This window comes from Pseudoduganella sp. LjRoot289 (assembly GCF_964252925.1).
In the GTDB taxonomy this organism is placed as follows: domain Bacteria; phylum Pseudomonadota; class Gammaproteobacteria; order Burkholderiales; family Burkholderiaceae_D; genus Rugamonas.
Genome location: NZ_CAXUPN020000001.1, coordinates 6,082,245 through 6,096,441, shown reverse-complemented (window position 1 = coordinate 6,096,441; position 14,197 = coordinate 6,082,245). Strand labels below are relative to the sequence as shown.

General features: G+C 64.0%; 11 protein-coding genes and 4 tRNA genes. 1 reads left to right on the top strand and 14 read right to left on the bottom strand.

Features of this window, described 5'->3' with window-relative positions:
• Nucleotides 1-193 precede the first annotated feature (193 nt).
• The 11 genes from rplL to ACSQ8Y_RS26225 all read right to left on the bottom strand — a co-directional run bounded on the left by rplL (nucleotide 194) and on the right by ACSQ8Y_RS26225 (nucleotide 5,485).
• Nucleotides 194-565 (bottom strand): 50S ribosomal protein L7/L12, encoded by a 372-nt coding sequence (rplL, locus tag ACSQ8Y_RS26275; RefSeq protein WP_436269343.1) that lies wholly within the window; start codon nucleotides 563-565, stop codon nucleotides 194-196.
• 64 nt (nucleotides 566-629) lie between these two features.
• The gene (gene rplJ, locus ACSQ8Y_RS26270; RefSeq protein ID WP_436269342.1) at nucleotides 630-1,163 is read right to left on the bottom strand and encodes a 50S ribosomal protein L10; all 534 of its coding nucleotides are present in this window, start codon (nucleotides 1,161-1,163) and stop codon (nucleotides 630-632) included.
• Nucleotides 1,164-1,475: 312 nt separating this feature from the next.
• Nucleotides 1,476-2,171: a 50S ribosomal protein L1 gene (gene rplA, locus ACSQ8Y_RS26265; RefSeq protein WP_436269341.1), complete on the bottom strand. Its 696-nt coding sequence runs from the start codon at nucleotides 2,169-2,171 to the stop codon at nucleotides 1,476-1,478.
• A 2-nt stretch (nucleotides 2,172-2,173) separates the two neighbouring features.
• Nucleotides 2,174-2,605 carry a 50S ribosomal protein L11 gene (gene rplK / locus ACSQ8Y_RS26260; protein WP_436269340.1) on the bottom strand — a complete coding sequence of 144 codons (432 nt, stop codon included), beginning with the start codon at nucleotides 2,603-2,605 and terminating at the stop codon, nucleotides 2,174-2,176.
• Between the two features lie 114 nt (nucleotides 2,606-2,719).
• Nucleotides 2,720-3,328, bottom strand: a complete 609-nt coding sequence (gene nusG, locus ACSQ8Y_RS26255) for a transcription termination/antitermination protein NusG (protein ID WP_436269339.1) — start codon at nucleotides 3,326-3,328, stop codon at nucleotides 2,720-2,722.
• Nucleotides 3,328-3,711, bottom strand: coding sequence for a preprotein translocase subunit SecE (secE, locus tag ACSQ8Y_RS26250; protein ID WP_436269338.1), 384 nt, complete (start codon nucleotides 3,709-3,711; stop codon nucleotides 3,328-3,330). Before secE ends, nusG begins: the two co-directional genes overlap by 1 nt.
• A 35-nt stretch (nucleotides 3,712-3,746) precedes the next feature.
• Nucleotides 3,747-3,822 (bottom strand) — tRNA-Trp (locus ACSQ8Y_RS26245).
• 74 nt (nucleotides 3,823-3,896) lie between these two features.
• Entirely contained in the window at nucleotides 3,897-5,087 is a 1,191-nt protein-coding gene (gene tuf, locus ACSQ8Y_RS26240; protein ID WP_436269337.1) for an elongation factor Tu, read from the bottom strand.
• Between the two features lie 79 nt (nucleotides 5,088-5,166).
• A tRNA-Thr gene (locus ACSQ8Y_RS26235) sits at nucleotides 5,167-5,241 on the bottom strand.
• Nucleotides 5,242-5,279: 38 nt separating this feature from the next.
• Nucleotides 5,280-5,353: transfer RNA gene (locus tag ACSQ8Y_RS26230), tRNA-Gly, on the bottom strand.
• A gap of 48 nt (nucleotides 5,354-5,401) precedes the next feature.
• Nucleotides 5,402-5,485, bottom strand: a tRNA-Tyr gene (locus ACSQ8Y_RS26225).
• Between the two features lie 242 nt (nucleotides 5,486-5,727).
• On the opposite strand from ACSQ8Y_RS26225, the gene ACSQ8Y_RS26220 reads away from it, so the two are divergent.
• On the top strand, nucleotides 5,728-9,027 hold the full coding sequence (locus tag ACSQ8Y_RS26220) for an EAL domain-containing protein (RefSeq protein ID WP_436269336.1): 3,300 nt from the start codon (nucleotides 5,728-5,730) through the stop codon (nucleotides 9,025-9,027).
• 62 nt (nucleotides 9,028-9,089) lie between these two features.
• On the opposite strand, the gene ACSQ8Y_RS26215 is transcribed toward ACSQ8Y_RS26220, so the two are convergent.
• The 3 genes from ACSQ8Y_RS26215 to ACSQ8Y_RS26205 form a co-directional block, all read right to left on the bottom strand.
• Nucleotides 9,090-10,628 (bottom strand): HDOD domain-containing protein, encoded by a 1,539-nt coding sequence (locus ACSQ8Y_RS26215; RefSeq protein ID WP_436269335.1) that lies wholly within the window; start codon nucleotides 10,626-10,628, stop codon nucleotides 9,090-9,092.
• A gap of 70 nt (nucleotides 10,629-10,698) precedes the next feature.
• Nucleotides 10,699-12,339: a response regulator gene (locus ACSQ8Y_RS26210; RefSeq protein ID WP_436269334.1), complete on the bottom strand. Its 1,641-nt coding sequence runs from the start codon at nucleotides 12,337-12,339 to the stop codon at nucleotides 10,699-10,701.
• A 221-nt stretch (nucleotides 12,340-12,560) separates the two neighbouring features.
• Nucleotides 12,561-14,147: a DUF3369 domain-containing protein gene (locus tag ACSQ8Y_RS26205; RefSeq protein ID WP_436269333.1), complete on the bottom strand. Its 1,587-nt coding sequence runs from the start codon at nucleotides 14,145-14,147 to the stop codon at nucleotides 12,561-12,563.
• Nucleotides 14,148-14,197 lie beyond the last annotated feature (50 nt).

Here is a 14,197-nt window from a genome sequence, read left to right as displayed (position 1 = left end):
CGAACGTCACACAGACGAAACCTCAAGCCTCTATCATTTCAGGTCGATATGATCAAACTGCGGCGCCAGGATGCGGCAACTACGCGCTACAAATACGACAAAGACGACAAAGGAGCCAAAGCCGGCATTCCTTCCTTTCGAAAGGAATGCCTCACTTTGACTCGCGGCGATAACACTCGCCAGTACAACTAGATTACTTCAGTTCGGCCTTGGCGCCAGCTTCTTCCAGCTTCTTCTTGCCGGCTTCAGCGTCAGCTTTCGACAGCGCTTCTTTAACGGTCTTAGGTGCGCCGTCCACTACGTCTTTAGCTTCTTTCAGGCCCAGACCGGTGATTTCGCGCACAACTTTGATCACGCCAACTTTGTTCGCGCCGATTTCGGTCAGAACCAGGTTGAATTCGGTTTGCTCTTCAGCAACAGCAGCAGCTGCGCCGCCAGCTGCAGGAGCAGCCATAGCAGCAGCGGATACGCCGAATTTTTCTTCGAAAGCTTTGACCAGATCGTTCAGGTCCATTACGGACATTTCGCTAACTGCTGCCAGGATGTCGTCTTTGGAAATTGCCATTTGAAACTCCTAATTTATATGTATGCTACAGAATTGTTTACTTGAGAAAAAGAACCAGCTGCTATCAAGCGGCTGCGGTTTCTTCGGCTGCTGCAGGAGCAGCTTCCGAACCTTCGCTCTTTTTCGCTGCCAGAGCAGCCAGACCACGTGCAAAGCCCGAAACCGGTGCCAGCATAACGCCCAACAGCTGCGAGATGAGGACTTCACGGCTAGGAATGCTCGCCAACGCGGTAACAGCAGCTTTATCCAGCTGTTTACCTGCGTAGTTACCGGCGATGATGACCAGTTTGTCGTTGGTTTTAGCGAAGTCGTTGATGACTTTCGCTGCTGCAACGGCGTCGTCCGAGATCGAGTAGATCAGCGGGCCGGTCATGCTGTCGGCCAGAGCGGCGAACTGCGTACCTTCTACTGCACGGCGGGCCAGGGTGTTTTTCAACACGCGCAGGTATACGCCTTGGGTACGCGCTTTAGCACGAAGTTGCGTCAAGTGAGCAACCTGGATGCCACGGTACTCGGCCACGACCACGGTTTGCGCAGTTGCTACTTTTGCGGAAACTTCGGCAACGACGGCCTTTTTGTCATTCAGATTGAGACCCACGGTCAACCTCCTTAAATGATGCGCGGATAATCCCCCGCATCGGTTCGAACAACGGCGTCCGAGGTTAGGAGTCCTATGGACTGCAAAACTTGATCGGGTACACCATCTGCGTTGGGCGCCTGAAGGCGATTAAGCGGGAGCCTGCCTGCTGCCCCCACCCCAACGGTCTTTGATTGCCTGGCGACTTGCGTCGCCAGCCCAAAGATGCGCCCGGCTTACACCGGGACTTAATTCTTGCCCGCTGTCATACTCGCGCAAGCGGGTATCCATACTCAGCATGGATTCCCGTTTGCACGGGAACGACAGACAGAATTACGCTGCCAGGGTAGCGTGGTCAACACGGACGCCGGCGCCCATGGTCGACGAGATCGCTACTTTGCGCAGGTACACGCCTTTCGACGAAGCAGGCTTGGCCTTGTTCAGCGCGTCGATCAGGGCAACCAGGTTGCGCTTCAGATCGGCGTCGTCGAAGGACTTGCGGCCGATGGTCGCGTGGATGATACCTGCCTTGTCGGTACGGTACTGAACCTGGCCGGCTTTCGCGTTTTTCACGGCGGTAGCGACGTCAGGGGTAACAGTGCCGACCTTCGGGTTAGGCATCAGGCCGCGTGGGCCCAGGATCTGGCCCAGGGTACCAACGATACGCATGGTGTCTGGCGAAGCGATGACGATGTCGAAAGGCATGTCGCCGGCTTTGACGCGCTCGGCCAGGTCTTCCATACCGACGACGTCGGCGCCGGCTGCTTTAGCGGCTTCAGCCTTGTCGCCCGAAGCGAACACGGCCACGCGTACGGTCTTGCCGGTGCCGGCTGGCAGCACGACGGAACCGCGCACAACCTGGTCGGATTTCTTAGGATCCACACCCAGCTGTACCGACACGTCGATCGATTCGTTGAACTTGGCGGTAGCCAGTTCTTTGATCAGGCTGACTGCGTTGTCGAAAGCGTACACTTTGGTACGGTCTACTTTAGCCTTGATGGCTTGAGCGCGTTTGGACAGTTTTGCCATGATTAGATGCCCTCTACCGTGATGCCCATCGAACGTGCGGAACCGGCGATGGTGCGCACTGCTGCGTCCATGTCGGCTGCGGTCAGGTCCGGGGTCTTCAGTTTTGCGATTTCTTCAGCCTGGGCGCGGGTCAGCTTACCGACTTTGTCGGTATGTGGCTTCGGCGAACCTTTAACAACGCCCGAGTGCTTCTTGATCAGGTACGTCGCTGGGGGGGTCTTCATCACGAAGGTGAAGGACTTGTCGGCGAATGCGGTGATCACGACCGGGATCGGCATGCCTGGTTCCATACCTTGGGTCTGCGCGTTGAACGCTTTGCAGAATTCCATGATGTTCAGACCGCGCTGACCCAGCGCTGGGCCGATCGGAGGGGATGGGTTTGCTTTACCGGCTGGCACTTGCAGCTTGATAAAGCCAATGATTTTCTTTGCCATTTGGGCACTTCCTATCTTAGCATTGAGTAGTAGCGCCCCGCCGGTACTTCCTGGCAGGGCTCCTCTTGTCGGATGTGGCCGGAGCCGCGCTCCGAGGGGCGCTTACAACGAAACTTAAACTTTTTCGACCTGGCCGAACTCGAGTTCCACCGGGGTCGCGCGGCCGAAGATGGTGACCGAGACGCGCACTTTGGATTTTTCGTAGTTGACTTCTTCGACGTTGCCGTTGAAGTCGGTGAACGGGCCATCCTTGATGCGGACTTGCTCGCCCACTTCGTACAGCACTTTCGGACGCGGCTTTTCCACGCCTTCCTGCATTTGCTGCATGATCTTGTCGATCTCGCGCGCAGGAATCGGGGTCGGCTTGTTCGATTTGCCGCCGATGAAGCCGGTCACCTTGCTGGTGTTTTTCACCAGGTGCCAGGTTTCGTCGGTCATTTCCATTTCCACCAGCACGTAGCCAGGGAAGAAACGGCGTTCGGTGACGGACTTCTGGCCGTTCTTGACTTCCACCACTTCTTCGGTGGGCACCAGGATCTGGCCGAACTGGTCCTGCATGCCGGCGCGCTCGACGCGCTCGGTCAGCGCGCGCTGCACGCTTTTCTCCATGCCGGAATAAGCATGCACGACGTACCAGCGCTTGTTGCTGACCGGTACGCTCAGTGCTGCGCCAGCGTCTTGCGCCGGAACTTCCGGCGCGTCATCTTGCACATTTTCGCTCATTATTGTTTCCAACCCAGAATCACGTCGTACAACAGGAACTCTAGCAACTTATCCGTGCCCCACAGGAACACAGCCATTACCAATACGAACGCGAACACGATCATCGTGATTTGCGTCGCTTCTTTGCGCGTAGGCCAAACGACTTTTTTGGTTTCGCGGACAGCTTCTTTGGCGAAATTCAGGAACTCGCGGCCAGAAGTGGAGGTGTAAGCAATGCCGGCGGAAATAAGCAAACCACCCACAAGCGCAGCTGCCCGCACCAGGGATGGTTGACCTGCCAGGTAAAAGAACCCGACTACGCCTGCAATCGCTGCAACCACTGCCAGCACGACTTTGATCTTGTCGTTTGACGTGCTAACGGTTTGCACGGATTGATTAGACATTCTATTTTACTTTCGGTGCCCTGCACCAGATTCGGTGGCAGGGGCGGAGGGCCTCGAACCCCCAACCTTCGGTTTTGGAGACCGACGCTCTGCCAATTGAGCTACGCCCCTACGTAAAACTTGATCAGTGAATCCGCAATTATAGCACCCGACTGCAGTCGGGCGCTAGTTCTTGGCGCGAATTCTTAGGCCAGGATCTTGGCTACCACGCCGGCGCCGACAGTACGGCCGCCTTCGCGGATTGCAAAACGCAGACCTTCTTCCATGGCGATCGGGTTGATCAGCTTGACGGTGATCGACACGTTGTCGCCTGGCATAACCATTTCTTTGTCCGCTGGCAGTTCGATCGAACCGGTCACGTCAGTCGTACGGAAGTAGAACTGTGGACGATAGTTGTTGAAGAACGGAGTATGACGGCCGCCTTCGTCTTTCGACAGAACATAGATCTCGCCGGTGAAGTGGTTATGCGGCTTGATCGAGCCTGGCTTCGCCAGAACCTGACCACGCTGCACGTCTTCACGCTTGGTGCCGCGCAGCAGCAGACCAACGTTGTCGCCGGCTTGACCCTGGTCCAGCAGCTTGCGGAACATTTCCACGCCGGTGCAAGTGGTCTTGACGGTGTCGGTGATGCCGACGATTTCGATTTCTTCGCCGACTTTCACCACGCCGCGCTCTACACGACCGGTTACCACGGTGCCGCGGCCCGAGATCGAGAACACGTCTTCCACTGGCATCAGGAAGGCGCCGTCCACTGCGCGCTCTGGCGTAGGGATGTAGCTGTCCAGTGCGTCGGCCAGGGCCATGATGGCCACTTCGCCCAGGGGACCGGTGTCGCCGTCCAGCGCTTTGCGTGCCGAACCCTTGATGATAGGCAGGTCGTCGCCTGGGAAGTCGTACTTCGACAGCAACTCGCGCACTTCCATTTCAACCAGTTCCAGCAGCTCTTCGTCGTCCACCAGGTCGCACTTGTTCAGGAACACGACGATGTATGGAACGCCAACCTGACGGGCCAGCAGGATGTGCTCGCGGGTCTGTGGCATAGGGCCGTCAGCTGCGGAGCAAACCAGGATCGCGCCGTCCATCTGCGCTGCGCCGGTGATCATGTTCTTGATGTAGTCGGCGTGGCCTGGGCAATCTACGTGAGCGTAGTGGCGGGCAGCGGTTTCGTACTCAACGTGCGCGGTGTTGATGGTGATGCCGCGTGCTTTTTCTTCCGGTGCAGCGTCGATCTGGTCGTAAGCTTTAGCTTCGCCGCCGAATTTCTTCGACAGAACGGTTGCAATCGCAGCGGTCAGGGTGGTTTTACCGTGATCGACGTGGCCGATGGTGCCGACGTTGACGTGCGGCTTGGTCCGTTCGAATTTACCTTTTGCCATTATAGACTCCTAACAATTTGATGAGATTGCAGGGCACGCGCCCGACTGTCTGTGGAATTACTGCTGATACTGCGAATTCTGGTGCCCTTTACGTGGATTGAACACGTGGCCTCTCCCTTACCAAGGGAGTGCTCTACCACTGAGCTAAAAGGGCTTTATTTGTTGCGATGTACCACATTGATGCAAGCTAACTGGAGCGGGTGAAGGGAATCGAACCCTCGTCGTAAGCTTGGAAGGCTTCTGCTCTACCATTGAGCTACACCCGCGAGGATTAGTTCACTTCACTGCTATCACCCGGTTTTTTTGCAAAAACTTGGTGGAGGGGGCTGGATTCGAACCAGCGTACTCGAAAGAACAGATTTACAGTCTGTCGCCTTTAACCACTCGGCCACCCCTCCGCGAGGAACCGCAGAGTATGAAGCAACTTCTTCAACTTGTCAACGCCGTCCGCAGAATTTTTTAACTTCATTCTCTGCAAGCTGCGATGTTTCGTCTGCTTCGGGGCGAGATTTTAAACACATGAATGTAAATGTGCAAGTGTTGTTTTTAAGTTGAATGATTTCTTATAGATTCGACACGCGGAGGCGGGTAGGCGAGCATGTGGGTGGGCATGTATCGATCAGGATCGGAGCAACGGATTTTGCAGACAAGAACCAACTCCCCGCGCCGCTGGCGCGCCACGCTGCTGGCCAACGCCGCCCTGGCGCTGGTCTACCTGGCCACCGGGCGCCTGGGTCTGGAAATGGCGCTGGGCGAGTCCTACGCCTCGCCGCTGTTCCTGCCGGCCGGCATTGCCCTGGCCGCCGTCTTCAGCTACGGGCCGCGCCTGCTGCCGGCGGTCATGCTGGGCGCGGTGGCGGTCAACCTGATGCCGCTCGGGCAGCTCGCCGTGGCCGCCCTGCCTTCCCCGCAGCAATTCCTGGCCGCGCTGGCGTCCGGCACCGGCGCCACCCTGCAAGCCTATGTCGCGATGCACGTGCTGCGGCGCCTGATGCAGCCGGCCATCGGCATGGGACGCGACGTGCTCAGCTTCATGCTGCTGACGCCGCTGCTGGCCGTGGTCAGCAGCAGCGTGGCCATCAGTTGCAGCGGCCTGCTGGGCACCTTGCCGGCGCACGCGCTGGGCATCAACTGGTTCACCTGGTGGCTGGGCGACACCACCGGCATCCTGCTGGCCGCGCCGCTGACGTGGATCGCCATCGGCCGCCCGCGGCCCTTGTGGCGCCGCCGCCGCTGGCTGGTGGGCTTGCCGCTGCTGCTCTCCTGCGCCGTGTTCGTGGGCATCTACTTCCAGGTCGAGCACTGGGAGAACGCGCAGCAGATGCAGACCTTCCGCCTCAAGTCACAGCAGCTGGGCGACTTGCTGCAAGCCCAGTTCAGCGAGCACGAACGCTTCATCTACGCCATGTCCAAGGCCCTCAACGATCCACGCCGCGCGCTCAGCGCAGACGATTTCGCCAACCTGGCCTCGGGCTACCTGGACAAGCGCCCCGAGCTGCTGTCGATGAGCTGGCTCAAGCCGCTCGGCCATGAACAGCGCGCCGCCTACGAGCAGTGGGGCAAGCAGCATATCGATCCGCAATTCGAGATCCGCGAAGGCGTCGGCCAGCGCATGGCGCGCGCCGCCGCGCGCAGCGAGTACGTGGTGTCGACCTTCATCGAGCCGTCCACCAGCCGGCGCTATCTCGGCATCGACTTCCTCAGCGAGCCGGTGCGCGCGGGCGCCGTGCGGCAGGCCTTGCGCAGCGGCCAGCCCTCGGCCAGCGCGCCGATCGCGCTGTTCCGCCACCAGGACGAAAAGGGCCTGATCCTGCTGCAATCGGTGCGCAGCCCGGCCAGCGGCGCCGCGCCGCTGGGCATGCTGCTCATTTCGATCCAGGTCGAATCCTACATCCGGCGCGCGGTCGGCCAAGTCAACTTCCCCGCCTTCCAGGTGCGCCTGCAGGACATCAGCGGCAGCCGCCCGCTGACCATGCAGGACCAGTTGCGGCGCGCGCCCAACGCCGCCGCGCGCGTCAACGAGGTGCAGCGCGTGCTGCGCTTCGGCGGCCGCGAATACATGCTGACCCTGGCGGCCACGCCGGACTACACGGCGGCCCAGCGCGGCTGGCAGAGCTGGACCGTGCTCACCTGCGGCCTGCTGCTGACGGCGCTGCTGGGCGGCATGATGCTGCTGATTTCGGGCGAGCGCGCGCTGATCCAGGACCAGGTGAAGGACGCCACGGCCCGCCTGCGCGAGCGCGAGGCACGCCTGCAGGCCATCCTCGACAAGGCGGCCGACGCCATCCTCACCATCGGCAGCGACGGCGTGCTGGTGTCGGCCAACGCCGCCGCCGGGCGATTGTTCGGCTACGCGCCGGAGCAGATGCCCGGCCTGCCGCTGGCGCACCTGCTGCCGCTGGCCGACGGCCAGACCTCGGCCGTGCTGCTGCGCGGCATCGCCAGCGGCGCCAGCCACGAGCACGAGGCGACCGGCTGGCGCAGCGACGGCAGCGCCTTCCCGCTGGCGGTGTCGGTGAGCGAGGTCGAGCTGCCGGACGAGCACCTCTTCGTCGCCATCCTGCACGACCTGACCGAGCAGCAGCGTTCGCAGGAGCGCATCTACCGCCTGGCCCACCACGACCCGCTGACGGGGCTGGACAACCGATTGTCGCTGAACCTGCGGCTGGACCAGCTGCTGGCGCAAGCGCGCCGCAGCCACAGCGAGGGGGCGGTGATGTTCATCGATCTCGACCACTTCAAGAAAATCAACGACACGCACGGCCACCAGACCGGCGACCTGCTGCTGATCGCCGTGGCCAACCGGCTGCGCGAACTGCTGCGCGAAATCGACACCATCGCCCGCCTCGGCGGCGACGAGTTCATCATCCTCGCCGGCGGCGGCGTCACGCCCGAATCGGCCAGCCAGGTCGCGGTGCGCATCGTCGATGCGCTGAGCACGCCCTTCCTGCTGCAGGGCAAAACCATCCACAGCGGCGCCAGCGTGGGGGTCGCCATGTTCCCCTCCGACGGCGACGACGGCGCCACGCTGCTGCGCCACGCCGACACCGCGATGTACGCCGCCAAGAGCCACGGCCGGGGCAATTTCCAGTTCTTCTCGCCGGCCATGAACGCGGCCACCCACGAGCGCCTGCTGCTGGAAAACCGGCTGTGGCAGGCGCTCGAGCAGAACGAGTTCGAGCTCTATCTGCAAGCGCAGGTGGAGCTGGCCAGCGGGCGCATCATCGGCGCCGAGGCGCTGCTGCGCTGGCACCACCCGGAATTGCTGATGGTGGGGCCGGACCGCTTCATCCCCATCGCCGAGGAGTCCGGCCTGATCCTGCCGCTGGGCGACTGGGTGCTGCGCAGCGCGGTGCAGCTGCTGCAGCGCTGGCGCACCGAAGGGCTGGGCCATTTGCGGCTGGCGGTCAACCTGTCGGCGCGCCAGTGCCACGGCAACGCGCTGCTGCCTCTGCTCGACAAACTGCTGGCCGAAAGCGCCATCGACCCGGCGCTGCTGGAACTGGAGATCACCGAATCGGCCGCCATGCAGGATCCCGAACGCAGCCGCGAGCTGCTGCGCGAACTGCGCAAGCGCGGGCTGAAGGTGGCGATCGACGACTTCGGCACCGGCTACTCCTCGCTCAGCTACCTCAAGTTGTTCGAGCTGGACCGGATCAAGATCGACCGCGGTTTCGTGAAAGACATCGAGACCGATCCGAACGACGCGGTGATCGTCGCCGCCACCATCGCGCTGGCGCATTCGCTGGGGCTGGCGGTGATCGCCGAAGGCGTGGAGACGGCGGCGCAGCGCGCATTCCTGGGCAGCAAAGGCTGCGAAGAGGCGCAAGGCTATCTGTTCGCCAAGCCCGCGCCGATCGCCCAGTTCGAAGCGCTGGCGCGCGCAGCGGCCATGGACGGGGACGGCGGCGTAGGGCGGGTTAGCGGCGCAGCCGCGTAACCCGCCAGCGCCGCCGGCGGCTCATGGCGGGTTACGCACGGCGCGCGCCCCGCTAACCCGCCCTACGTTGGCGTCAGCGCCACCAGCACTTGCCCTTTGAGGGCGCGGATCAGGGAAGTCTCGTCGGGCGGCACGCCTTCGGGCGCCGGTTCGCTGCGGTCGGCGTAGAACAGGCCCAGCTGCACGCCCTGCACCACCAGCGGCAGCACGATGAAGCTGCGCGCGTCCGGCAGCAGCTTGCGGTGCCACTCGGGCAGCAGATCGCGGATCTTGGGTGTGCCGGCGTCGGCGATCATCAGGTCGGCGTCGTTCTGCATCGCCAAGTGGAACAAGTCCTGCCCCGCCGCCATCGGAAAGGTGAAGCCGGCCATGCGCGCGGCGTGCTTTTCGCCGAAGGCGATGCGGGCCCGGAAGGTGCCCGTGCGCGTATCGCGCAGGCACACCGTGGCGTAGCGGAAGCCCATGCTGCGGTACAGCGTCTCCAGCACCGCCTGGATCACCTCGTTGACCTTGCAGCGCCCCGCCGCGCGCATCTGCGCCACTTCCTGCACGCCCGCCAGCAACTGCTCGCGCGCGTTGTAGGGCTTGCCGCTGGCGTGCTGGCCCTCGGGCAGGCTGCCGCCGGCGTCCATGGTGGCCAGCAGCAGCACATTGGGCAGGCCTTCCGCGCTGTCCTCGGCCGGCGCCGGGGCCGGCTGCAGCTGCAGCGTGTCGAGCAACTGGTCCATCTCGATGCGCACCTCGGCCAGCATCTCCTCGAGCCGCTTGCGTTCCAGCCCCAGCGCCGCGCCGTAGCGCTCGAACAGCGCCTTCAGCACGTCGGCCGACAGGCCGCCCGGCCGCACCAGCGCGCGCGCCGCGTCCATGCTGAAGGACACCACCAGGCGCACCCAGTCCTGCCGGTTCGGCGGCGGCTTCTGGGCCGGCGCCGCCGGCAGGGCGCCGATCGAGCGCACGATGACTTCGGGGATCTTCCATTCGTTGAGGATGGCCGCCGACAGCGTGTCGTAGGTGCTGCCCAAGATCATTTGCGAGGCCTGGCTGGCGTTGTGCGCGCCGCCCGCCACCAGCGCGTTGATTTCGCGGTAGCGCTCGTGCTGCTGGGAGGCGATCAGCAGCGGACCGATGTTCTTGAACAGCGCGCCGATGGACGCCTCCTCGGCGCCCTGGTAGGCGCTCAGGCGCGCCATTTCGCGCCCGATCAGGCTGGCGCACAGCGCGGCCTCCAGCTCCACCCGCACGCTTTGCGCGTGCTTGCTGTTGGACAGCGTGTCGACCAGCAGCATGGCCAGCGCGGTGGTCTTCACATTGTCGAAGCCGAGCAGGGAGATGGCGCGCGAAATGGTGGTGACGGCGATGCCGCCGGCGGCCCGGTAGCGCGGCGTGTTGGCGATGCGCAGCACCTTCTGCGTCAGCGCCGCGTCCGACAGCACATAGTAGGCCAGGTCCTGGGTGCCGCCATCGTCCGAGTCGACCAGTTGCACCACCCGCGCCACCGACACGCCGAGCGCGAACACCCCCTCGTCGCTGCACAGTTTTTTCAGCAGCGGGCCGCGCACGGGGCGCGCTTCGGCATGGGCGGGAGGGGACGCATGGGGCATGGCATTGGGCCCAAGGATAGAGACTAGCTATTGTAGCGCCGCGCGGGCCGGCGCAGCGCGGCCCCCGGTGCTATATCGCCGTTTCGCGCCAGCGGTCGGCGCGGATGTTGTATTTCCTCAATATGTCCTGGTGCAGGGACGACAAGGCGCCCAGTTTCGGATTGACCGGGTCCAGCCGCCGCACGCTGGCGATCAGGTCCAGCGCGTCCTGCCCCATGGCCTCGTCCCAGCCGGTGTTCTCCAGGCACTTGAGCACCGCCACGGCCGCGTTGAACACCACCTGGCCGTTGTCGGGCAGCTTGGCCACCGCCTCCATCATCAGCTCCACCGCGCCGCGGTAATCGCCTTCCTTGGCGCGCGCCGCGCCCACCGCCACCATGTCGACCACTTCCTGGCGGCTCTCGCTGGCCAGTTGCGCCGCCAGTTCGCCCTGGCCGGCGTCCTCCAGCACGCGCATGGCCTTGTTCATGGCGGCCGCGCTGCCGGCGTTGCGCATCACCTCGCGCAGCACCTCGGCGGCCTGCTCCGGCTTGCCGCCCTCCAGGCAGGTGCGCGCCAGGTCGAGCTTGAGCTCGTTCGACAGCCCGCTGGCGCGGCGGCAGCCGGCCAGCGCGAAATTGATCGATTCCTCCAGCCGCGCCTCGTTGCCGGTGTACTCGTGCAGCATGGCCGAGGAGACGGCGCTGCACACGGCCGTGTTGCGCGCCCCGGCCAGCGACTTGTCGAGGTCGCGGATGACGGCGGCGGCCTGCACCGGGTCGCCCTTGCGCACCAGCGCCGACACCAGCCGCGCGTGGTCCTCGGGGTCGCGGAACTCGGAATAGCGCGCCTTGCTGACCACCTGCTTGTAGGCCTTCTCGGCCGCGTCCAGGTCGCCCGCCTCCAGCGCCACCTCGCCCAGGCGCCGCAAGCGCCGCACCGCGTGCGGCGACAGTTCCACCGCCTCGCTCAGCACCGCCTGCGCGCGGCTCCAGTCGCTTTCCACCTCGTGCGTGCGCGCCAGCCAGTCGTAGGCGTCCAGGAAGCGCTTGTTCTTGTCCAGCAAGTCCTCCAGCATGGCTTGCGACTGGGCCAGCTCGCCGCGCAGGAACAGGCACTTGGCCTGCCCCAGGCGGGCCCAGTGGATGCTCTTGCTGGCGTACAGCTCGGCGTAGATGGGTTCGGCCACTTCCGGCTCGCCCAGTTCCATGTGCAGCTCGGCGCGCAGGCGCTGGAAGTCGCTGGCGTAGCGCGGCTGGGCCTGCTCGCCGTCCAGGCAGGCGGCGATGGCGCCGCGCTGGTCGCCATAGGCCAGCAGCTGGTGGATGCCGGCCAGCGCGCTGCGCTTGTCGAAGGCGCGCGCGATGCGTTCGAGCATGCTGTCGGCGGTGAACGGTTTCAGGATGTAGTCGTTCGGCTGCAGCTCGGCGGCGCTGACCACCTTGCTGAAATTGCCCTCGCCGGTGACCATGAAGAACAGCGTGGCGGGACGGATCAGGCGGTGGTGGCGCAAGTCCTCCAGCATCTGCTGGCCGTCCTGGCCGCCGTCCAGGCTGTACTCGCACAGCACCAGGTCGTAGGTTTTGCTGGCCAGCATGCGGATCGCGTGGCCGGAACTGCTCGCGTCCTCGATGCGGCTGACGCCGCAGAGGTTGAGCATATTGTGCAGGCTGGCGCGCATGCCCGGATGGGGCTCGATGATCAACGCACCCAGGCCCTTGAGTTGCTTCATATTCTTCTGCTTCCGATATCCGTCTGCGCATGGGCGGGGCGCACGTGATGGCGCCGGCGCACGGATGTGCGGCAGCCGGCCGCCTTTGCACCCAGTATATTACGGCGGCGCGGAAAGCAAGGAGAATTGGTGGGATTTGGAGAGAATCCGGCCTCAAACCGGGGCTGCGGCGCCACAGCGGGCGGCATCCCGCAGCGGCGGTCCGCCGATGCGGGATGACACTACGTGGCGGTCTTGGGCTGCTGGCCCAGTTCCGGATCGCGCTCGATGACGTCCAGCAGCGCCAGCACCACTTCGGGGTCGAACTGGGCGCCGCTGCGGTCCTTGATGTAGGTCATCACTTCCGGATAGGGCCACGGCTCCTTGTACGGACGCTCGTGCAGCAGCGAATCGAACACATCGACCACCGCCACGATGCGCGCCGAAAGCGGAATGGCCAGTCCCTTCAGGCCGTTCGGATAACCCTGGCCGTCGAAATGCTCGTGGTGGCAGCCGGCGATCTCGGCGCCGAAGTGCAGGTAGCTGGGGCCGTCGACCATGCTGGCGGCACGCTCCAGTATCGTGCGGCCGACCTGGGCGTGGGTCTGCATCTGGGTGCGCTCGTCGGGGGTGTGGATGCCGGGCTTGAGCAGGATATAGTCCGGCGTGGCGACCTTGCCCACGTCGTGCAGGATGCTGGCCAGGCCTATCATGTCGAGCAGCTGCGGGGTCAGCTCGTCCTCGTATACGCCGCGCTCCTTCATGCGCGCGGCGATGGCCGAGGACAGCGCCTGCACCCGGCGCACATGGCCGCCGGTGCCGCTGTCGCGGAACTCGGCCAGGTCGGCCAGCGCCACCACGGTCGCTTCCTGCGCCTTGCGCAGCTGGCCGAACATGTACAGGTTGTCGAACGCGGCGGCGATGCGCTGGCAGAACACCTCCAGCAAGTCGCGCTGGATCTGGGCCAGCGGCCACGGCGGCGTGACCGAGATGGCCACTTCGCGCTCCTGGGTGTGGATGAACAGCACGTTGGCAGGATGCTCGAACTGGCTCTTCTTTTCGGAAAAGGCCTTGGCGATGGCCGGCCACAGCGGGTGCGTGGTCGGCATGCGCTCGTTGTCGGCCAGCGCCGCGTAGCTGCCGGTGGCGGCCACCACGGTGGCCGGGCCGGTGTCGCCCTGCATCAGGCACAGCACGCCGTCCGCGCCCACGTCGAGGATGGCCGAGACCTGGTTCAGCACGCCGGAGGCGAACTCGCGCAGCGAATGGATCTGGTACAGATTGGTGGCGCCGGCCAGGATCTTGCCCAGGCCGATGCGGCTGCGCTCGAGCATGTTCAGGCTCTCATAGGCGCGCAGCGCCGAGATCACCGTGGTAAACAGCTTCTGCGTGGTCAGCTCGGTCTTGGCCTTGTAGTCGTTGATGTCGTATTCGATGATGACGCGCTGCTCGGGCGCCTGGCCCGGCTGGCCGGTGCGCAGCACCACGCGCACGATGGCGTTGTGCAGTTCCTCGCGGATGCGGCGCGCCAGCAGCAGGCCGGCGTCGTCGGTTTCCATCACCACGTCCAGCAGCACCAGCGCAATGTCCGGCGTGTCGCGCAGGATGTCGAACGCTTCGCGTCCGCTGTAGGCGGAGAACAGCTCCAGTTCGCGGCCCTTGAAGCTGACGTTGCGCAGCGCCAGGCGGGTGACCGCGTGCACATCGACGTCGTCGTCGACGATCAGCACGCGCCACAGGCGCTGGTCCGGGGCGGGCAGCCCGGCCGCTGGCGGCTCGTCGTCCTCGTCGAGCAGCCAGTTGTCGTCTGTAATCGTTGAATCGGTCATGCCGTCTCCCAGGTCGCGCGATGGTCGCGCGGATACGCTCTCCCGGCGCT